Annotated in this window: 16 protein-coding genes; 12 read left to right on the top strand and 4 right to left on the bottom strand. The window is 61.6% G+C overall.

Annotated features, from left to right (window positions below; translation table 11 throughout):
- The first annotated feature begins 21 nt into the window (after window positions 1–21).
- Window positions 22–2,478: an EAL domain-containing protein gene (locus tag UB48_RS07505; protein ID WP_045195407.1), complete on the top strand. Its 2,457-nt coding sequence runs from the start codon at window positions 22–24 to the stop codon at window positions 2,476–2,478.
- A 36-nt stretch (window positions 2,479–2,514) separates the two neighbouring features.
- Complete coding sequence (locus UB48_RS07500; protein ID WP_045195404.1) at window positions 2,515–3,309, top strand: TenA family transcriptional regulator; 795 nt, start codon at window positions 2,515–2,517, stop codon at window positions 3,307–3,309.
- A gap of 2 nt (window positions 3,310–3,311) precedes the next feature.
- Here the strand turns inward: UB48_RS07500 and UB48_RS07495 are convergent, their stop codons facing one another.
- The 4 genes from UB48_RS07495 to UB48_RS07480 all read right to left on the bottom strand — a co-directional run bounded on the left by UB48_RS07495 (window position 3,312) and on the right by UB48_RS07480 (window position 6,896).
- A complete protein-coding gene (locus UB48_RS07495) occupies window positions 3,312–4,052 on the bottom strand; it encodes a YciK family oxidoreductase (protein WP_045195402.1) in 741 nt (246 codons plus the stop codon).
- Between the two features lie 78 nt (window positions 4,053–4,130).
- The gene (gene mupP, locus UB48_RS07490; RefSeq protein WP_045195400.1) at window positions 4,131–4,802 is read right to left on the bottom strand and encodes an N-acetylmuramic acid 6-phosphate phosphatase MupP; all 672 of its coding nucleotides are present in this window, start codon (window positions 4,800–4,802) and stop codon (window positions 4,131–4,133) included.
- A 2-nt stretch (window positions 4,803–4,804) separates the two neighbouring features.
- Entirely contained in the window at window positions 4,805–5,503 is a 699-nt protein-coding gene (gene ubiG, locus UB48_RS07485) for a bifunctional 2-polyprenyl-6-hydroxyphenol methylase/3-demethylubiquinol 3-O-methyltransferase UbiG (protein WP_045195398.1), read from the bottom strand.
- Between the two features lie 61 nt (window positions 5,504–5,564).
- Entirely contained in the window at window positions 5,565–6,896 is a 1,332-nt protein-coding gene (locus UB48_RS07480) for a TRZ/ATZ family hydrolase (RefSeq protein WP_045195396.1), read from the bottom strand.
- Between the two features lie 108 nt (window positions 6,897–7,004).
- Here UB48_RS07480 and mtnA point away from each other — a divergent pair, with 108 nt between their 5' ends.
- The 10 genes from mtnA (at window position 7,005) to UB48_RS07430 (ending at window position 20,015) form a co-directional block, all read left to right on the top strand.
- Complete coding sequence (mtnA, locus tag UB48_RS07475; RefSeq protein ID WP_045195394.1) at window positions 7,005–8,081, top strand: S-methyl-5-thioribose-1-phosphate isomerase; 1,077 nt, start codon at window positions 7,005–7,007, stop codon at window positions 8,079–8,081.
- A gap of 278 nt (window positions 8,082–8,359) precedes the next feature.
- The gene (gene gyrA / locus UB48_RS07470) at window positions 8,360–10,996 is read left to right on the top strand and encodes a DNA gyrase subunit A (RefSeq protein ID WP_045195391.1); all 2,637 of its coding nucleotides are present in this window, start codon (window positions 8,360–8,362) and stop codon (window positions 10,994–10,996) included.
- 101 nt (window positions 10,997–11,097) lie between these two features.
- Complete coding sequence (gene serC, locus UB48_RS07465) at window positions 11,098–12,183, top strand: 3-phosphoserine/phosphohydroxythreonine transaminase (RefSeq protein WP_045195761.1); 1,086 nt, start codon at window positions 11,098–11,100, stop codon at window positions 12,181–12,183.
- Window positions 12,183–13,277 carry a prephenate dehydratase gene (pheA, locus tag UB48_RS07460; RefSeq protein WP_045195389.1) on the top strand — a complete coding sequence of 365 codons (1,095 nt, stop codon included), beginning with the start codon at window positions 12,183–12,185 and terminating at the stop codon, window positions 13,275–13,277. The genes serC and pheA overlap by 1 nt, the downstream gene beginning before the upstream one ends.
- A 43-nt stretch (window positions 13,278–13,320) precedes the next feature.
- Window positions 13,321–15,561 (top strand): bifunctional prephenate dehydrogenase/3-phosphoshikimate 1-carboxyvinyltransferase, encoded by a 2,241-nt coding sequence (locus UB48_RS07455; RefSeq protein ID WP_045195387.1) that lies wholly within the window; start codon window positions 13,321–13,323, stop codon window positions 15,559–15,561.
- On the top strand, window positions 15,558–16,244 hold the full coding sequence (gene cmk, locus UB48_RS07450; RefSeq protein WP_045195385.1) for a (d)CMP kinase: 687 nt from the start codon (window positions 15,558–15,560) through the stop codon (window positions 16,242–16,244). Before UB48_RS07455 ends, cmk begins: the two co-directional genes overlap by 4 nt.
- Before the next feature lie 125 nt (window positions 16,245–16,369).
- Window positions 16,370–18,049 (top strand): 30S ribosomal protein S1, encoded by a 1,680-nt coding sequence (rpsA, locus tag UB48_RS07445; protein ID WP_045195383.1) that lies wholly within the window; start codon window positions 16,370–16,372, stop codon window positions 18,047–18,049.
- Between the two features lie 245 nt (window positions 18,050–18,294).
- Complete coding sequence (gene ihfB / locus UB48_RS07440; protein WP_045195381.1) at window positions 18,295–18,591, top strand: integration host factor subunit beta; 297 nt, start codon at window positions 18,295–18,297, stop codon at window positions 18,589–18,591.
- Between the two features lie 20 nt (window positions 18,592–18,611).
- Window positions 18,612–18,854 carry a lipopolysaccharide assembly protein LapA domain-containing protein gene (locus UB48_RS07435; protein WP_045195379.1) on the top strand — a complete coding sequence of 81 codons (243 nt, stop codon included), beginning with the start codon at window positions 18,612–18,614 and terminating at the stop codon, window positions 18,852–18,854.
- A gap of 108 nt (window positions 18,855–18,962) precedes the next feature.
- Window positions 18,963–20,015 carry an LPS O-antigen chain length determinant protein WzzB gene (locus tag UB48_RS07430; protein ID WP_045195377.1) on the top strand — a complete coding sequence of 351 codons (1,053 nt, stop codon included), beginning with the start codon at window positions 18,963–18,965 and terminating at the stop codon, window positions 20,013–20,015.
- Window positions 20,016–20,147: the final 132 nt, after the last annotated feature.

Raw genomic sequence — 20,147 nt, 5'->3', positions numbered from 1 at the left:
GGCTCTGTTGCAAGGGACCTCATGAAGCGAAAACGGACTCTCGAAGCGCCAAAGTTGTTGGGCATTATCTGGCCATTTGTTGCTGTGGTGCTGTTTCAGGCCTTGCTCGGGAGCATCAGCCTGTACGCGCTGTCGGCAGTGCGTGGTTATGTGGCGGGCGAGAGCCTGTGGTCCAAGGGCCAGAAAGACGCCATCTATTACCTCAATCAATACGCTGACAGCCGCGACGAGGCGGTCTTCAGGAAGTATCGCAAGGCCATCGCCGTGCCCCAGGGCGGCCATGACCTGCGCGTAGCGCTCGACTTGCCGAGCCCGGATATCGACGCCGCGCGCCGTGGCATCCTCCAGGGCGGCAACCATCCCGACGACGTTTCCAGCGTGATCTGGCTGTACCTGAACTTTCATCAGGTCAGCTATATGCAAAAGGCCATCGAGCTGTGGGCGGTCGGTGACGGATTCTTGCGCCAGCTGGACGAAGTGGCCGAGCAGATGCATAGCGGTTTTCGCACAGGCCAGGCCGACGCCCGCAGCGTTGCCGGCTGGAAGGCACAGATTGCCGCGATCAACGATGCCGTGACCCCGGCTGCGCGGGCGTTCAGCGATGCCCTGGGCGAAGGCTCGCGGATGTTGCTGCGGGTGCTGCTGGTCACTAACCTCGCTACTGCATTGTTTCTGATTGCCCTGGCCTGGATGCGCTCGAGCAAGCTGCTGGCCCAGCGCCAGGCTTTTGCCAATGCCCTTGAGGTGGAGAAGGAGCGGGCGCAGATCACTCTCGAATCGATCGGCGATGGCGTGATCACCACCGATGTCGAAGGCTGCATCGCCTACATGAACCCGGCCGCCGAGCAGTTGACCCACTGGCATGCCGCCCAGGCCCAGGGCCTGCCGCTGGCGGCGCTGTTCAGCCTGCTCGACGAGAACGCCGAAAAAGACAGCCTGACCCTGGTCGAGCGCGTGCTTGAAGGTGGCCTCAAGGGTGGCAGCGAACACACCAAGCTGATCCAGCGCCTGGACGGCAGCACCGTGTCAGTGACGCTGGTGGGCGCGCCGATCATGGCCGAAGGCAAGGTCAGCGGTATTGTCCTGGTTCTGCACGACATGACCCAGGAACGCCAGTACATCGCCAACCTGTCCTGGCAGGCGACTCACGACGCCCTGACTGGCCTGGCCAACCGTCGCGAGTTCGAATATCGCCTGGAGCTGGCGCTCAACGCCATGGCGCGCAAGCCGGCACGGCATTCGCTGATGTTCCTCGACCTGGACCAGTTCAAGCTGGTCAACGATACCTGCGGCCATGCCGCGGGCGATGAACTGCTGCGCCATATCTGTGCGGTGCTCCAGGCCGGCCTGCGCGAAGGCGACACCCTGGCGCGGCTGGGCGGCGACGAGTTCGGCATCCTCCTCGAAAACTGCCCGCAGGAGCAGGCCGAGCGCATTGCCGAGAGCCTGCGACAGGCCGTGCAGAGCCTGCATTTCGTCTGGAAAGGGCGACCGTTCATGACCACCGTGAGCCTGGGCCTGGTGCATATCGCCCAGGGCCCGACCACCCTTGAAGCTTCGCTGCGGGCCGCCGACATGGCCTGCTACATGGCCAAGGAGAAGGGCCGCAACCGCGTACAGGTGTACCACGCCGACGACAGCGAGCTGTCCATGCGCTTTGGCGAGATGGCCTGGATCCAGCGCCTGCACGTGGCCCTGGAAGAAAACCGCTTCTGCCTGTATGCCCAGGAAATTGCCGCCCTCGGCCCCCATGAGGGCGCCGGGCATATCGAGATTCTGCTGCGCCTGCATGACGAGAGCGGGCGCATTATTCTGCCCGACAGCTTCATCCCCGCCGCCGAGCGCTATGGCCTGATGACTGCGCTGGACCGCTGGGTGGTGCGCAGTGTGTTCAAGGTCATCCGCCAGTGCCTGGACGAGCAGCGCGAAGGCCCGTTGGCCATGTGCGCGATCAACCTGTCGGGCAGCAGTATTGGTGACGACAAATTCCTTGAATACCTGCAACGGCTGTTCAGCGAGTTCGCCATTCCGCCGCACATGATTTGTTTCGAAATAACCGAAACCAGCGCCATCGCCAACCTTGGCAGCGCCATTCGCTTTATCAACGAGCTCAAGGGCCTAGGTTGCCGGTTCTCGCTGGACGACTTTTGCGCCGGTATGTCGTCGTTCGCTTATTTGAAGCATTTGCCTGTAGACTTTCTGAAAATCGACGGAAGTTTTGTCAAGGACATGCTCGATGACCCGATCAACCGGGCCATGGTCGAGGTGATCAATCACATCGGTCACGTGATGGGCAAACGCACCATTGCCGAGTTTGTCGAAACCCCGTTGATCGAGCAGGCCCTGCAGGAAATTGGCGTCGACTACGCCCAGGGATACCTGATCGAGCGGCCACAGGTGTTCACCTGTGACAGCTTGCAGCGCAAACGGATTGCTGCAAGGCCCCTGTTGTTCAAGGCGCCGGGGACCTTTCGCTGAGATCCACCGATAATCACAAGGAACAAGGAGCTGACAGTGATTGACGCGTTCATACGTACTGGTCCATTGATGGACCCCAGCAGTTACCCGCTTTGGGCCCAGCAGTTGATCAAGGACTGCAGCGAGAGCAAGCGTCGGGTGGTGGAGCACGAGCTTTATCAACGCATGCGCGATGGCCGCCTCAGTGGCCGGACCATGCGCCAGTACCTGATTGGTGGCTGGCCGGTGGTCGAGCAGTTCTCCCTTTACATGGCCAAGAACCTCACCAAGACCCAGTACGCCCGCCACCCTGGTGAAGACATGGCGCGGCGCTGGCTGATGCGCAACATCCGTGTCGAACTCAACCACGCCGATTACTGGCGGTTCTGGGCCCAGGCCCATGGCGTCAGCCTCGAAGAGCTGCAGGCGCAGGAAGTTCCCAGCGAACTCAATGCCCTCAGCGACTGGTGCTGGCACACCTGTGCGACCGATGCGCTGGTAGTGGCCATTGCCGCTACCAACTACGCCATCGAAGGCGCAACCGGCGAGTGGTCGGCGGTGGTGTGCTCAACCGGTGTCTATGCCCAGGGCTTCCCGGAAGAGGGTCGCAAGCGCGCCATGAAGTGGCTGAAGATGCACGCCCAGTACGATGACGCGCACCCGTGGGAGGCCTTGGAGATCGTCTGCACCCTGGCCGGCAACAACCCGTCGGCGGCGCTGCAAACCGAACTGCGCCGGGCCGTCTGCAAGAGCTACGACTATATGTTCCTGTTCCTTGAACGCTGCATGCAACAAGACCAGGAACAGCGCCAGCAGCCCGCCCGGGCCCGGGCGGAGCTGGCCGAGGGCTGAGCTTACTGGGCGTTGAACGCCTGGCCGTTGATGCCGGTGCTATCCGGGCCCATCAGGTACAGGTAGACCGGCATGATCTGCTCTGGCAGCGGATTGTTTTCCGGTGTTTCCGCAGGGTAGGCCTGGGCGCGCATGCTGGTGCGGGTGGCGCCCGGGTTGACACTGTTGGCCCGCACCGGCGCCACCCCTTCAAGCTCGTCGGCGAGGGTCTGCATCAGACCCTCGGTGGCGAACTTCGACACTCCATAGGCACCCCAGTAGGCCCGGCCTTTGCGCCCGACGCTGCTGGAGGTGAAGATCACCGAGGCATCGGCCGACAGCTTGAGCAGCGGCAGCAGGGTGCTGGTGAGCATGAACATGGCATTGACGTTGATCTGCATCACGCGCATGAAGTTGTCGCCCGAGAGCTGCTCCAGCGGCGTGCGCGGGCCGATGATCGAGGCGTTGTGCAACAGGCCGTCGATATGCCCGAACTCGGCTTCGATCATCGCCGCCAGTTCGTCGTACTGGTGCGGCAGGGCGGTTTCCAGGTTGAACGGGATGACCGCAGGCTTGGGGTGGCCGGCCGCTTCGATCTCGTCGTAGACCTGGCTCAGGTTGGCTTCGGTCTTGCCCAGCAGCAAGACGGTGGCGCCATGGGCGGCATAGCTCTTGGCCGCGGCCGCACCGATGCCGCGACCGGCACCGGTGACCAGGATGGTCCGGCCCTTGAGCAGGTCGGGGCGGGCAGAGTAATCGAACATGGGGTTACCTCCTGGAAATGGGTGTGACTTCATCGCGGGGCTGTGGGAGCGGGCTTGCCCCGCGATGCGTGTCTGAAATCAGCAGCCGCAAAGCGCGTTGTCGAGCACCTTGCGCAGCTCCAGCGGATGGTCGACCACCACATCCGCACCCCAGTTGTTGGGGTTGTCATCTGGATGAATATAGCCGTAGCGCACCGCAGCAGTACGGGTGCCGGCATCGCGGCCCGACTCGATGTCGCGCAGGTCGTCGCCGACGAACAGCACGCTGGCCGGGTCCAGGTTGAGGGTCTTGCAGGCGAGGATCAGCGGCTCGGGGTCTGGCTTGCTGTTCTTCACGTGGTCCGGGCAGATCAACAGCGCCGAACGCTCGCTCAGACCCAGTCGCTGCATGATTGGCTCGGCGAAGCGCACCGGCTTATTGGTGACCACGCCCCAGATCAGCTTGCCTTTCTCGATGTCGGCCAGCAGTTCGGCCATGCCGTCGTAGAGCTTGCTGTGCACCGCGCAACCTTGCTGGTAACGCTCGAGGAATTCCAGGCGCAAGGCCTCGAAGCCTTCGTCCTCAGGGTCGAGGTTGAAGGTCACCGAGACCATGGCCTTGGCACCGCCCGAGACCACGTCGCGAATTTTCTGGTCTTCGATTGCCGGCAGGCCGCGCTCGGCGAGCATGGCCTGGCAGATGGCGATGAAGTCCGGCGCCGTGTCGAGCAGGGTGCCGTCCATGTCGAAAAGTACCGCTCGCAAACGCATGCTTATTCCTCGCGCAGGGTCTGGATCATGTAGTTGACGTCAACGTCGTTGGCCAGCTTGTAATGCTTGGTCAGCGGGTTGTAGGTCAGGCCGGTGATGTCCTTGACGGTCAGGCCGGCGTCGCGGCTCCAGGCGCCGAGCTCGGACGGGCGGATGAATTTCTTGAAGTCATGGGTGCCGCGCGGCAGCAGCTTCATGATGTATTCGGCGCCGATGATGGCGAACAGGTAGGCCTTGGGGTTGCGGTTGATGGTCGAGAGGAACACCTGGCCACCGGGCTTGACCATACGGAAGCACGCGCGAATCACTGAGGAAGGGTCTGGCACGTGCTCGAGCATTTCAAGGCAGGTGACCACGTCGAACTGCTCGGGCATCTCTTCGGCCAGGGCCTCGGCAGTGATCTGCCGGTACTCGACGTTGACCCCGGACTCGAGCTGATGCAGCTGGGCCACGGCCAGCGGCGCCTCACCCATGTCGATACCGGTCACAGTGGCGCCGCGCAGGGCCATCGCTTCGCTGAGGATGCCGCCGCCACAGCCGATGTCGAGGACCTTCTTGCCGGCCAGCTTGACCCGCTCGTCGATCCAGTTGACCCGCAGCGGGTTGATGTCGTGCAGTGGCTTGAACTCGCTTTCGCGGTCCCACCAGCGGTGGGCCAGGGCTTCGAACTTGGCGATTTCGGCGTGGTCGACGTTGCTCATGGAACAGTCCTCTGAAACTTGGATAATTTGCTTTTGCCCGCCAGCACTGGCTGCCGGACGTTTATTCGTTGCGCGCGCCGATCCGCTGGCCCCAGGCACAGGCGGTGGCGTACAGGGCCTGTTCGTCCAGGCGGGTCAGGCGCCGGTCGTCAAGCAGTGGCTTGCCGGCGACCCAGACATGCTTCACGCAGTCCCGGCCGCTGGTGTAGATCAATTGCGACACCGGGTCATACAGCGGTTGCTGGGCCAGGCCGGAAAGGTCGAACGCGACCAGGTCGGCGGCCTTGCCCACTTCCAGCGAACCGGTGATCGCCTCCAGGCCCAGTGCCCGGGCGCCGTTGAGGGTGGCCATGCGCAACGCCCGGTGGGCATCCAGGGCGCTGGCCGAGCCGGCCACGGCCTTGGCCAGCAGCGCCGCGGTACGGGTTTCGCCGAGCAGGTCGAGGTCATTGTTGCTGGCCGCCCCGTCGGTACCGACGGCGACGTTGACGCCGGCCTGCCACAAGCGCTCGACCGGGCAGAAACCGCTGGCCAGCTTGAGGTTGGACTCCGGGCAGTGCACCACACTGGTGTTGCTTTCTACCAGCAGGGCCAGATCCTCGTCGCTGACCTGGGTCATGTGAACCGCCTGCAGGCGCGGCCCGAGCAGGCCCAGGCGAGCCAGCCGGGCCAGCGGGCGCTCGCCGCGGGTGTGCAGCGATTGCTCGACCTCCAGGGCGGTTTCATGGATATGCATGTGGATCGGCGCGTCGAGCTCTTCGGCGATGACGCGGATCTTTTCCAGGTTGGCGTCGCTGACCGTGTACGGCGCGTGCGGGCCCAGGGCCACGGTGATGCGCGGGTGGTGGCGCAGGTCGCCGAACAGCTCGATGCCCAGCTGCAGGGCTTCTTCGGTGCTGCGCGCGCCGGGGATCGGAAAATCCATCAGGGGCACGGCGATTTGCGCGCGGATGCCGCTGTGGTGCACGCGCTCGCTGGCTACCTTGGGGTAGAAGTACATGTCGCTGAAGCAGGTGATGCCGCCTTTTACCTGCTCGGCGATGGCAAGGTCGGTGCCGTCGCGGACGAAATCTTCGTCGACCCAGCGCTCTTCGGCCGGCCAGATCTGCTCCTGCAGCCAGGTCATCAACGGCAGGTCGTCGGCCAGGCCGCGAAACAGGGTCATCGCCGCATGGCCGTGGGCGTTGACCAGCCCCGGGCTGAGCAGGCAGCCCGGCAGCTCGCGGGTTTGCGCCGCGATGAACGCCTGGGCCTGGCTGCGCGGGCCGATGAACACGATCTGCCCGTCGCGCACGCCCAGGGCATGGTCCTGCAAAACCACCCCGGCAGGCTCGACCGGCACCAGCCAGGCAGGCAGGAGCAGCAGGTCGAGCGGCAAAGCGGGTTTGGGCATGTCAGGTTTCCCTGGGCGATAGAAGGTGAGGGCGAAGTATACCCGAGCGTCCGCGCCTGGGGCTCGCTATAATCGTCCGCTTTTGATGTCCGAATGATGGGGTGAGGCATGCGCGATCGACTAATGGCAGCAGAGAAGGTGAAAGCCATCGATTGGCGGGATGGCACCCTCTATCTGCTCGACCAGCGCGCGTTGCCGTCGGCGCAGGTCTGGCTGGCCTGCAAGGACGCCGCCGCAGTGGCCGAGGCTATCCGCACAATGGTGGTGCGCGGCGCCCCGGCCATTGGCATCAGCGCCGCCTACGGCCTGGCGATGGCGATTGCCCAGCGCCTGGCCGCCGGCGGTGACTGGGAAATGGCCCTGGAAGAGGATTTCGAGCTGCTGGTGCACGCGCGGCCGACCGCCGCCAACCTGTTCTGGGCCCTGAACCGCATGCGTGAGCGCCTGCTGCGGCTCAAGGAGGGTGATGACGTGCAGGCCATCATGGCGGCTGAGGCCGTGGCCATTCACGAAAGCGACCGTGAAGCCAACCTGACCATGGCCCAGCTGGGCGTCGACCTGATCCGCAAGCACCAGGGCAACGAACAGGCCATTCTCACCCATGGCAACACCGGGGCCCTGGCCACCGGCGGCTTCGGTACCGCCCTCGGGGTGGTGCGCGGCGCCTACCTGGAAGGCATGATCGAGCGCGTCTATGTCGATGAAACCCGCCCGTGGCTGCAGGGCTCGCGCCTGAGCGCCTGGGAGCTGGCTGGCGAGGGTATCCCGGCTACCATCACTGCCGACTCGGCGGCTGCCCACCTGATGAAAACCAAGGGCATCACCTGGGTGATCGTCGGCGCCGAGCGCATTACTGCCAATGGCGATGTGGCGAGCAAGATCGGCACCTACCAGCTGGCGGTCAATGCCATGCACCACGGCGTGCGCTTCATGGTCGTGGCGCCGAGCTCGAGCATCGACATGAACCTTGAAAGTGGCGACGACATCCTCCTTGAAGAGCGCAGCCCCAGCGAGTTGCTGGAGCTCGGCGGCGAGTCGCTAGGCGCCGACTTCGAGGCGTTCAACCCGGTCTTTGATGTAACTCCGGCCGACCTGATCGACGTGATCATCACCGAGAAAGGCATCGTCGAGCGCCCGGACACGGTGAAGATGGCGCAACTGATGTGTCGCAAGCGTTTGCATTGAGTCTTTGCCGTCGTCTGCGGCCTGTTGTAGCGGCTAACGGGCGTTATCGACGAGCAGTAGGGTAGTAGTGCCGCAGGCTACTCCCACCCTCTGGGCGATTGTGGTAACATCCGACGGTTTCCAAGGCCGCCCTGCGGGGCTGTCTTTACTGCGCAGATCCATGGCATAACTCGTTGATTTGTCGTAAGTCGTTGCAAGGAGTCACTTTGCAGCGGCGAGCTTCGTTCGTCCCATATGGATGTGACGAGGTTTCACCAGAAAAAGGAATCAGGCTTCTCATGGGCGAACTGGCCAAAGAAATCCTCCCGGTCAATATCGAAGACGAGCTGAGACAGTCCTACCTCGACTACGCGATGAGCGTCATTGTCGGGCGTGCACTGCCCGATGCGCGTGATGGCTTGAAGCCCGTGCATCGCCGCGTTCTGTATGCGATGAGCGAACTGGGTAACGACTGGAACAAACCGTACAAGAAATCCGCCCGTGTGGTCGGTGACGTGATCGGTAAGTACCACCCGCATGGTGATACCGCCGTTTACGACACCATCGTACGTATGGCCCAGCCGTTCTCGCTGCGTTACCTGCTGGTCGACGGCCAGGGTAACTTCGGTTCGGTCGACGGCGACAATGCCGCCGCCATGCGATACACCGAAGTGCGTATGACCAAGCTGGCCCACGAGCTGCTGGCCGACCTGCATAAAGAGACGGTCGACTGGGTGCCCAACTACGACGGTACCGAGCAGATCCCGGCGGTCATGCCGACCAAGATCCCCAACCTGCTGGTCAACGGTTCCAGCGGTATCGCCGTGGGCATGGCGACCAACATTCCGCCACACAACCTCGGTGAAGTCATCGACGGTTGCCTGGCGCTGATCGACAACGCCGACATCACTGTCGACGAACTGATGCAGTTCATCCCCGGCCCGGACTTCCCGACCGCGGCGATCATCAACGGTCGCCAGGGCATCATCGAGGCCTATCGCACCGGTCGCGGCCGTATCTACATGCGCGCCCGCTCGATGGTCGAAGACATCGACAAGGTCGGTGGCCGCCAGCAGATCGTCGTCACCGAGCTGCCGTACCAGCTGAACAAGGCGCGTCTGATCGAGAAGATCGCCGAGCTGGTCAAGGAGAAGAAGCTCGAAGGTATTACCGAGCTGCGCGACGAGTCCGACAAGGACGGTATGCGTATCGTCATCGAGCTGCGTCGTGGCGAAGTGCCTGAGGTGATCCTCAACAATCTCTACGCCCAGACCCAGCTGCAGAGCGTCTTCGGCATCAACGTGGTAGCGCTGATCGACGGCCGTCCACGGGTGCTGAACCTCAAGGAGCTGCTCGAGGCCTTCGTTCGCCACCGCCGCGAAGTGGTTACCCGCCGTACCGTGTTCGAACTGCGCAAGGCGCGTGAGCGCGGGCACATCCTTGAAGGCCAGGCGGTTGCCCTGTCCAACATCGATCCGGTGATCGCCCTGATCAAGGCTTCGCCAACGCCTTCCGAGGCCAAGGAAGCGCTGATCAGCACGCCGTGGGAATCCAGTGCCGTGCAGGTCATGGTCGAGCGCGCCGGCGCCGACTCCTGCCGTCCGGAGAACCTTGATCCGCAGTTCGGTCTGCGCGATGGCAAGTACTTCCTGTCGCCGGAACAGGCCCAGGCCATTCTCGACCTGCGCCTGCACCGCCTGACCGGCCTTGAGCACGAGAAGCTGCTGGCCGAGTACCAGGAGATCCTCAACCAGATCGGCGAGCTGATCCGCATCCTCAACAGCGCCGAGCGCCTGATGGAAGTGATCCGTGAAGAGCTGGAGCTGATCCGCGCCGAGTACGGCGACGTGCGCCGTACCGAGATCCTCGATGCGCGTCTGGACCTGACCCTGGGTGACATGATCCCGGAAGAAGACCGGGTCGTGACCATCTCCCATGGCGGCTACGCCAAGACCCAGCCACTGGCCGCCTACCAGGCCCAGCGTCGCGGTGGTAAAGGCAAGTCGGCTACCGGCGTCAAGGACGAGGACTACATCTCGCACCTGCTGGTCGCCAACAGCCACACCACCCTGCTGCTGTTCTCCAGCAAGGGCAAGGTGTACTGGCTCAAGACCTATGAAATCCCCGAAGCCTCCCGTGCTGCGCGCGGTCGACCGCTGGTCAACCTGCTGCCGCTGGATGAGGGCGAGTACATTTCGACCATGCTGCCGGTCGAGGAATACACCGAAGGTCACTTCATCTTCATGGCCACCGCCAACGGCACCGTGAAGAAGACCCCGCTGGAATCCTTCAGCCGCCAGCGCAGTGTCGGCCTGATCGCCCTGGAACTGGACGAAGGCGACGTACTGATTTCCGCGGCCATCACCGATGGCGAGCGTGAGGTCATGCTGTTCTCCGACGCCGGCAAGGTGACCCGCTTCAAGGAATCCGACGTTCGCGCCATGGGTCGTACTGCCCGCGGTGTACGCGGCATGCGTCTGGCAGAAGGGCAGAAGCTGATCTCGATGATCATCCCGGAAGAAGGCAGCCAGATCCTTACCGCCTCCGAGCGCGGCTACGGCAAACGTACTGCCATTAGTGAGTTCCCGGAGTACAAGCGTGGCGGTCAGGGCGTAATCGCCATGGTCAGCAACGAGCGTAACGGCCGTCTGGTCGGGGCTGTGCAGGTGCTCGACGGCGAAGAAATCATGCTGATTTCCGATCAGGGCACCCTGGTCCGTACCCGTGTCGGTGAAGTCTCCAGCCTGGGCCGTAATACCCAGGGTGTGACCCTCATCAAACTGGCCAGCGACGAGACCCTGGTGGGTCTGGAACGGGTCCAGGAGCCATCCGAAGAGGAAGGTGACGAGGACTTCGACGCCGACGTGGATGGCACCGAAGTGGACGCCGATGCGGCTCCACAGGCCGCGGCCGACGAAGAGGCACAGCCGGAATAACCTATTAGTAGCGCAATCCTGGTGGGGGAGGTCGCGGCAGTCGGGCACGGCTCGCTGCCCGACCGGCTCCTGCGGACATCAAGAGCAGAGCGAGAGTGGATGTGAGCAAACGAGCCTTTAACTTCTGCGCAGGCCCTGCTGCGCTCCCTGACGCTGTACTGCAGCGCGCCCAGGCTGAAATGCTGAACTGGCGTGGCAAAGGCCTGTCGGTGATGGAGATGAGTCACCGTAGCGACGACTACGTGGCCATTGCCGAGAAGGCCGAGCAGGATCTGCGCGACCTGATGTCCATTCCTTCCAATTACAAGGTGCTGTTCCTGCAGGGCGGTGCGAGCCAGCAGTTCGCCGAGATTCCGCTCAACCTGCTGCCTGAAGACGGCACCGCCGACTATATCGAAACCGGTATCTGGTCGAAAAAAGCCATCGAAGAAGCCCGCCGCTACGGCAACATCAACGTTGCTGCCAGTGCCAAGGCCTACGACTACCTGGCCATCCCTGGTCAGAACGAATGGAACCTGAGCAACAACGCCGCCTACGTGCACTACGCCTCGAACGAGACCATCGGTGGTCTGGAGTTCGACTGGGTGCCGCAGACCGGTGACGTGCCGCTGGTGGTCGACATGTCCTCGGACATTCTCTCGCGTCCGATCGACGTCTCCAACTTCGGCCTGATCTACGCTGGCGCCCAGAAGAACATCGGCCCGAGCGGCCTGGTGGTGGTGATTGTCCGTGAGGACCTGCTCGGCCGCGCCCGCAGCAGTTGCCCGACCATGCTCGACTATAAGGTCGCGGCCGACAACGGCTCGATGTACAACACCCCGGCAACCTATTCCTGGTACCTGTCGGGGCTGGTCTTCGAGTGGCTGAAAGAGCAGGGCGGCGTCGAGGCCATGGAGCAGCGCAACCGGGCCAAGAAAGACCGCCTGTACGGCTTCATCGACAACAGCGACTTCTACACCAACCCGATCAGCGTCAACGCCCGTTCGTGGATGAACGTGCCGTTCCGCCTGGCCGACGAGCGCCTGGACAAGGCTTTCCTCGCCGGTGCCGACGCCCGTGGCCTGCTCAACCTCAAGGGTCACCGTTCGGTCGGCGGCATGCGTGCCTCGATCTACAACGCCCTGGGCCTGGACGCGGTCGAAGCGCTGGTTGGCTACATGGCTGAATTCGAGAAGGAGCACGGCTGATGTCGGAGCAGGAACTCAAGGCGCTGCGGGTGCGCATTGACAGCCTCGACGAGAAGATCCTCGAGCTGATCAGTGACCGTGCTCGCTGCGCGCAGGAAGTGGCGCGGGTCAAAACCGCGACCCTGGCCGAAGGCGAGACGCCGGTGTTCTATCGTCCCGAGCGCGAGGCGCAGGTGCTCAAGCGCGTCATGCAGCGCAACCAGGGGCCACTGGGCAACGAAGAGATGGCGCGGTTGTTCCGCGAAATCATGTCTTCGTGCCTGGCCCTGGAGCAACCGCTGAAGGTCGCCTACCTCGGCCCTGAGGGGACCTTCACCCAGGCCGCGGCGATGAAGCATTTCGGCCATGCGGTGATCAGCAAGCCGATGGCCGCCATCGACGAAGTGTTCCGCGAAGTGGCGGCCGGCGCCGTCAACTTCGGCGTGGTGCCGGTGGAAAACTCCACCGAGGGTGCGGTCAATCACACCCTAGACAGCTTCCTCGAGCACGACATGGTGATCTGCGGCGAAGTCGAGCTGCGTATTCACCACCACCTGCTGGTGGGTGAGAACACCAAGACCGACAGCATCAGCCGCGTCTACTCCCACGCCCAGTCGCTGGCCCAGTGCCGCAAGTGGCTGGATGCCCATTACCCGAATGTCGAGCGCGTGGCGGTGTCGAGCAACGCCGAAGCGGCCAAGCGGGTCAAGGGCGAGTGGAACTCGGCGGCCATTGCCGGTGACATGGCGGCTGGCCTGTATGGCCTTACGCGCCTGGCCGAGAAGATCGAAGACCGTCCGGACAACTCCACGCGCTTTCTGATGATCGGTAACCAGGAAGTGCCGCCGACCGGCGACGACAAGACCTCGATCATTGTCTCCATGAGCAACAAGCCGGGTGCCTTGCACGAGCTGTTGGTGCCGTTCCACGAGAATGGTATTGACCTCACTCGTATCGAGACCCGTCCGTCGCGCAGCGGCAAATGGACCTACGTGTTCTTCATCGATTTCGTCGGCCACCACCGCGATCCGCTGATCAAGGCCGTGCTCGAGCAGATCAGTCAGGAAGCCGTGGCCCTGAAGGTGCTGGGTTCCTACCCTAAAGCGGTACTCTGAGGTATGAATGGCGTGCATGCAGTTTTGAACAGGGTCCAGCTCCGTGGTTGAAGTCGTGGTAAACAAGCCTGGGCCGATCATCGGCCGGCTGGTGGTGGTCGGGTTGGGCCTGATTGGCGGGTCTTTCGCCAAGGGCTTGCGTGAAAGCGGTCTGTGCCGCGAAGTGGTCGGTGTCGACCTTGATCCGCAGTCGCGCAAGCTGGCGGTGGAGCTGGGCGTGGTCGACCGCTGCGAAGAAGACCTCGCTGCCGCCTGCGTCGGCGCTGATGTCATTCAGCTGGCCGTGCCGATCCTGGCCATGGAAAAGCTCCTCGCGCGCCTGGCTCAACTGGATCTCGGCCAGGCGGTGCTGACCGACGTCGGCAGTGCCAAGGGTAATGTCGTGCGCGCCGCCCGCGAGGCCCTCGGTGCGCGATTGCCGCGTTTTGTGCCCGGGCATCCGATTGCCGGCTCCGAGCAGAGCGGGGTGGAGGCTTCCAATGCTTCGCTGTTCCGCCGCCACAAAGTCATTCTCACGCCGCTGGCTGAAACCGAGCCGGCCGCGCTGGCGCTGGTCGATCAGCTCTGGCGTGCGCTTGAGGCCGATGTCGAGCACATGCAGGTCGAGCGTCACGACGAAGTCCTGGCCGCGACCAGCCACTTGCCGCACCTGCTGGCCTTCGGCCTGGTCGATTCCCTGGCCAAGCGCAATGAAAACCTCGATATCTTCCGTTACGCTGCCGGAGGTTTCCGCGATTTCACGAGAATCGCCGGAAGCGACCCGGTCATGTGGCACGACATCTTTCTCGCCAATCGCGAGGCTGTCCTGCGCACGCTGGATACATTTCGCAGCGACCTCGACGCCTTGCGCGACGCGGTCGATGCAGGGGATGGGCATCAACTGCTGGGCGTCTTCACGCGCGCCCGTGTTGCCCGCGAGCATTTCAGTAAAATCCTGGCCCGCCGGGCCTATGTGGACGCTATGAACTCCAACGACCTGATTTTCCTGGCAAATCCTGGTGGCCGCGTGTCTGGCCGTATTCGTGTACCAGGTGACAAATCGATTTCCCATCGCTCGATCATGCTCGGCTCCCTGGCCGAAGGCACCACCGAAGTGGAAGGTTTCCTCGAGGGCGAAGACGCCCTGGCAACCTTGCAGGCCTTCCGCGACATGGGTGTGGTCATTGAAGGCCCGCACCATGGCCGTGTGACTATCCATGGTGTCGGCCTCAATGGCCTGAAGCCGCCACCGGGCCCGATCTACCTGGGTAACTCCGGTACCTCCATGCGTCTGCTCTCCGGCCTGCTGGCGGCGCAGCCGTTCGACACCGTGCTGACCGGCGATGCCTCGCTGTCCAAGCGGCCGATGAATCGCGTGGCCAACCCGCTGCGGGAAATGGGCGCGGTGATCGAAACTGCCGCCGAAGGTCGTCCGCCGATGACCATCCGTGGTGGCCACACCCTCAAGGCCCTGACCTACACGCTGCCGATGGCCAGTGCCCAGGTCAAATCCTGCCTGCTGCTGGCCGGCCTGTACGCCCAAGGCAAGACCACGGTTACCGAGCCTGCGCCAACCCGCGACCACACCGAGCGCATGCTCCGTGGCTTTGGCTACAGCGTTGACGTTGAGGGTCCTACGGCTTCGCTGGAATCTGGCGGCAAGCTGACGGCAACTCATATCGAGGTCCCGGCGGATATTTCCTCGGCGGCGTTCTTCCTGGTGGCTGCATCGATTGCCGAAGGCTCCGAACTGCTGCTCGAGCACGTCGGCATCAACCCGACCCGTACCGGCGTCATCGATATCCTGCGCCTGATGGGCGGCGACATCACCCTGGAAAACCAGCGTGAAGTCGGCGGTGAGCCAGTGGCTGACCTGCGCGTGCGCGGGGCTAAACTCAAAGGTATCGAGATCCCCGAGCACCTGGTGCCGCTGGCCATCGACGAGTTCCCGGTGCTGTTCGTCGCCGCGGCCTGCGCCCAAGGCCGTACCGTGCTGCGCGGTGCCGAAGAGCTGCGGGTCAAGGAATCCGATCGCATCCAGGTCATGGCCGACGGCCTGCTGGCCCTGGGCGTGAAGTGCGAGCCAACCCCGGACGGCATTATCATCGACGGCGGCGTGATCGGCGGCGGCGAAGTGCACGGTCATGGCGACCATCGCATCTCCATGGCCTTCAGTGTGGCCTCGTTGCGCGCCACCGCGCCGATCCGCATCCATGATTGTGCCAACGTCGCGACCTCGTTCCCGAACTTCCTCGCCCTGTGCGCCGAAGTCGGTATCCGTGTGGCAGAAGAGGGCAAGTCGTGAATTCCAACGCACCGGTCATCACCATTGACGGGCCAAGCGGCTCGGGCAAGGGCACCGTCGCCGGCCTGCTGGCCCGCGAGCTGGGCTGGAAGCTGCTGGATTCCGGCGCGCTGTACCGCTTGCTGGCCTTCAACGCCAACAACCACGGTGTCGACCTGACCAACGAAGAATTGCTCAAGGCCCTGGCCGCACATCTGGATGTGCAGTTCATCGCCGCCGAGCCGGGCAAGCTGCAGCAGATCATTCTCGAAGGTGAGGATGTCAGCAATGTCATCCGTACCGAAACCGTGGGTGCCGGTGCTTCCATGGTTGCCTCGCTGCCGGCGGTGCGTGAAGCCTTGCTGCAGCGCCAGCGGGCGTTCCAGGAAGCGCCGGGGCTGATTGCCGACGGCCGCGACATGGGCACCGTGGTGTTCCCGGATGCGCCGCTCAAGGTTTTTCTGACCGCCAGCGCCGAGGAACGTGCCCGCCGTCGTTACTTGCAGTTGAAGGGCAAGGGCGAAGATGTTAGTCTGTCGAGTCTGCTAGATGAGATTCGTGCGCGCGATGAGCGCGACACCCAGCGCGCAGTGGCCCCGCTCAAGCCGGCGGCCGATGCGATCCAGCTGGATTCCACGGAGTTGTCCATCGAGCAGGTGTTGCAACGCATCAAGAGCGAGATCGCCCTGCGCGATATCGCCTGATGACCAGGAGAGCAGGCAGGGGCACCAGTCAACGTCCTGTCGGCTTTCCTTTATATGAACGAAACCCACATTGTCTGGAATGTGGCTGATGGGCGTATGTCCCGCCCTAATCTACAGGAATTAAAATGAGCGAAAGCTTTGCAGAACTCTTTGAAGAAAGCCTGAAAACCCTCAATCTTCAGCCGGGTGCGATCATCACCGGTATCGTTGTCGACATCGACGGCGACTGGGTTACCGTACATGCTGGCCTGAAGTCCGAGGGCGTCATCCCGCTCGAGCAGTTCTACAACGAAGCTGGCGAGCTGACCATCAAGGTCGGTGACGAAGTTCACGTTGCGCTGGACGCGGTCGAAGACGGCTTTGGCGAAACCAAACTGTCCCGTGAAAAAGCCAAGCGCGCCGAGTGCTGGATTGTTCTGGAAGCAGCTTTCGCCGCCGAAGAAGTGGTCAAGGGCGTTATCAACGGTAAGGTTAAAGGCGGCTTCACTGTCGACGTTAACGGTATCCGTGCGTTCCTGCCTGGTTCCCTGGTTGATGTCCGCCCAGTGCGCGACACCACCCACCTGGAAGGCAAAGAGCTGGAATTCAAGGTCATCAAACTGGACCAGAAGCGCAACAACGTTGTCGTTTCCCGTCGCAGCGTCCTGGAAGCCGAGAACAGCGCCGAGCGCGAAGCTCTGCTGGAATCCCTGCAGGAAGGCCAGCAAGTCAAAGGTATCGTCAAGAACCTCACCGACTACGGCGCATTCGTTGACCTGGGCGGCGTTGATGGCCTGCTGCACATCACCGACATGGCTTGGAAGCGTATCAAGCACCCATCGGAAATCGTCAACGTTGGCGACGAGATCGATGTCAAGGTTCTGAAGTACGATCGCGAGCGCAATCGTGTATCCCTGGGTCTGAAGCAACTGGGTGAAGACCCATGGGTTGCTATCAAGGCTCGTTACCCAGAAAGCACCCGCGTCATGGCGCGTGTTACCAACCTGACCGACTACGGCTGCTTCGCAGAGCTGGAAGAAGGCGTGGAAGGCCTGGTACACGTTTCCGAAATGGACTGGACCAACAAGAACATCCATCCTTCGAAAGTCGTACAAGTCGGCGACGAAGTGGAAGTCATGGTTCTGGACATCGACGAAGAGCGTCGTCGTATCTCCCTGGGCATCAAACAGTGCAAGTCCAACCCATGGGAAGACTTCTCTGGCCAGTTCAACAAGGGCGACAAGATCTCCGGCACCATCAAGTCGATCACCGATTTCGGTATCTTCATTGGTCTGGACGGCGGCATCGACGGCCTGGTTCACCTGTCGGACATCTCCTGGAACGAAGTCGGCGAAGAAGCCGTACGTCGCTTCAAGAAGGGCGACGAGCTGGACACCGTCATCCTGTCGGTTGACCCAGAGCGCGAGCGCATCTCCCTGGGTATCAAGCAACTGGAAAGCGATCCGTTCTCCGAGTACGTTGCTAGCAACGACAAGGGTGCAATCGTCAAGGGTGTTGTAAAAGAAGTTGACGCCAAAGGCGCCATCATCACCCTGGCCGACGACATCGAAGCCACTCTGAAAGCTTCCGAAATCAGCCGTGACCGTGTTGAAGACGCGCGTAACGTCCTGAAGGAAGGCGAAGAGATCGAAGCGAAGATCATCAGCGTTGACCGCAAATCGCGCGTCATCCAGCTGTCGATCAAGTCGAAAGACGACGCTGAAGAGAAAGAAGCTATCCAGAGCCTGAAAGAATCCGCTCCGGAAGCTGCTGCTGACACCACCATGGCTGCGCTGCTGCGTCAGGCAATGGCCAAACAGAACTAAGTTCTGCTGGTGTTAAAAAAGGGCGACTTCGGTCGCCCTTTTTTATGCCTGCGATTCTTGCTTGCGGCTGAAACCCTTACGCCAGTGAGCTTCGGCGTAATCAGTGGCAAACAGCTATCATCCATTACGCCAAGGCGTACTTCTTCAAAATCCGATTAAGTCAAGAACCGCCCTGTTCAAATCCCTCAGGTCATGCTAAAAACAACGGAGCAATGATCTAGCTGCTTGATAAAGAAGGGAAAAATATGACGAAGTCGGAGCTGATCGAACGTATTGTCACCCATCAAGGGCTGCTCTCATCCAAGGATGTCGAGCTGGCCATCAAGACCATGCTTGAGCAAATGTCCCAGTGCCTGGCCACTGGCGATCGCATCGAAATCCGCGGCTTTGGCAGCTTCTCCCTGCACTATCGTGCCCCCCGCGTAGGTCGCAACCCAAAAACCGGTCAGTCCGTCAGCCTGGATGGCAAGTTTGTGCCACACTTCAAGCCAGGCAAGGAGCTGCGGGATCGGGTGAATGAGGAAGAGTCCCAAGAACACTAATCGGATAAAAGGAAGCCTCCGTGCGGAACTTCAAGCGGTTGATTTTGGTCGTATTTCTTTTGCTGCTAGCAGCGATGGTGCTGATTTTTGTGCTGGATAATCAGCAGCCGGCGTCATTGCATTTCATGGCCTGGACACTGCCTTCCCTGCCGTTGGCTGTATTTGTACTCATCGCATTGCTGGTTGGTCTGGCTGTGGGCCCCTTGTTGGTGCTGGCCGGCCGATTGCTTGGCAAAGAAGGGCGGGGGCGAGCTAAAGTTTGATTTTCGTAGCCTGCTTAGCGATTGCCAATGGCAAGGGCGTGGCTGTTATAGATGTAAAAACGCTCAACGATAAGAGCGCAGCGAAACCTGATAAGGACTGAATTATAAATGCGCAACACCCCCGAGAGTAACCGGTTAGATCCAGAGTTGGACGTGCTTGAGTTACTTGGAAGCCTTTGGGCGAAAAAACTGATTATCTTGTCAGTCATGTTCCTCGCCGTCCTGGCCGCTGTGATTTATCTGTTCATCGCCAAGCCTGTTTATGAAGCCCGGGTTTTTGTCATTCCGCCGACCCAGAATGGTATCGCCGATTTCAACTACGGTCGTACTGCCGAGGCTGAGCTGAAACCGTACACGGTCAAGGATGTGTACGAAGTTTTTTTACGTGACCTTCAAGCGGAATCGTTACGTCGCAGTTTTTTCGAAGAGTTTTATCTGCCTTCTCTCAGTGAGTCGGAGCGTGCGGGTTCGCAAACTCGACTTTACGAAAAATTTTCTCGTGAGTTGGTGATTGCACCCAATGGAAAAGATTCCCCTGATCGCTATTCCTTGACAGTGCAAGGCGAGGATCCACAGCGTGTGGTCGCCTGGGCCAAGACTTACGTTATGCGCGCCGGTGATTCGGCTCGTGAAGAGATGATAAAGAACGTCACCCGCGAAGCAGAAGTTCGCGCGAGGAATCTGGCTCAACAGATTGATCGTTTGCGCGAAGGTGGGCAGAAGGTGCGCGAGGACCTTATTGTTCAGTTGCGCGAGGCGCTGAATGTTGCGCGTGCAATTGGTTTGAAAGAGCCGCCGATTATCAGTGGGAATTTGTCTACCGAAGTGTCTGCGGGTATGGATGGGCACTTGAGCTACATGCGTGGTACCAAGGCGCTGGAGGCGGAGATTCAGAACCTCGAGCAGCGCAGGTCTGACGATCCGTTCATTACCCGTTTGCGTGACCTGCAGGCCCGGTATGCATTCTATATGAGTGTTGAAGTCAACCCTGAGAGTGTAGCGGTTTTTCGCATCGACGGTCCTATAGAACAGCCTGACGCCCCGATCAAGCCAAGAAAATCTGTGGTGCTGGCCATGGCTGCGCTGGCTGGATTGCTCCTGGGTGTAGGCTATGTCCTGTTGGCAGCAGCGATGCGCCGGCGGCCGGTTCGACCGCAATAATTAAAGTGCTCGGTCATGACTCCAAAAGCGGCGGCGCCGCTTTTGGTGTTTCCGGGGCAGGCTCTGTTTTATCGTGAGGCCCGCTTTGCTATCGTGCAGCAAGGCGGCCTGAAAGCGAATTTTCGAGGGTGT

The organism is Pseudomonas sp. 2(2015) (genome assembly GCF_000955865.1).
Lineage (GTDB): Bacteria > Pseudomonadota > Gammaproteobacteria > Pseudomonadales > Pseudomonadaceae > Aquipseudomonas.
This window is presented reverse-complemented; position numbering and strand designations above follow the sequence as displayed.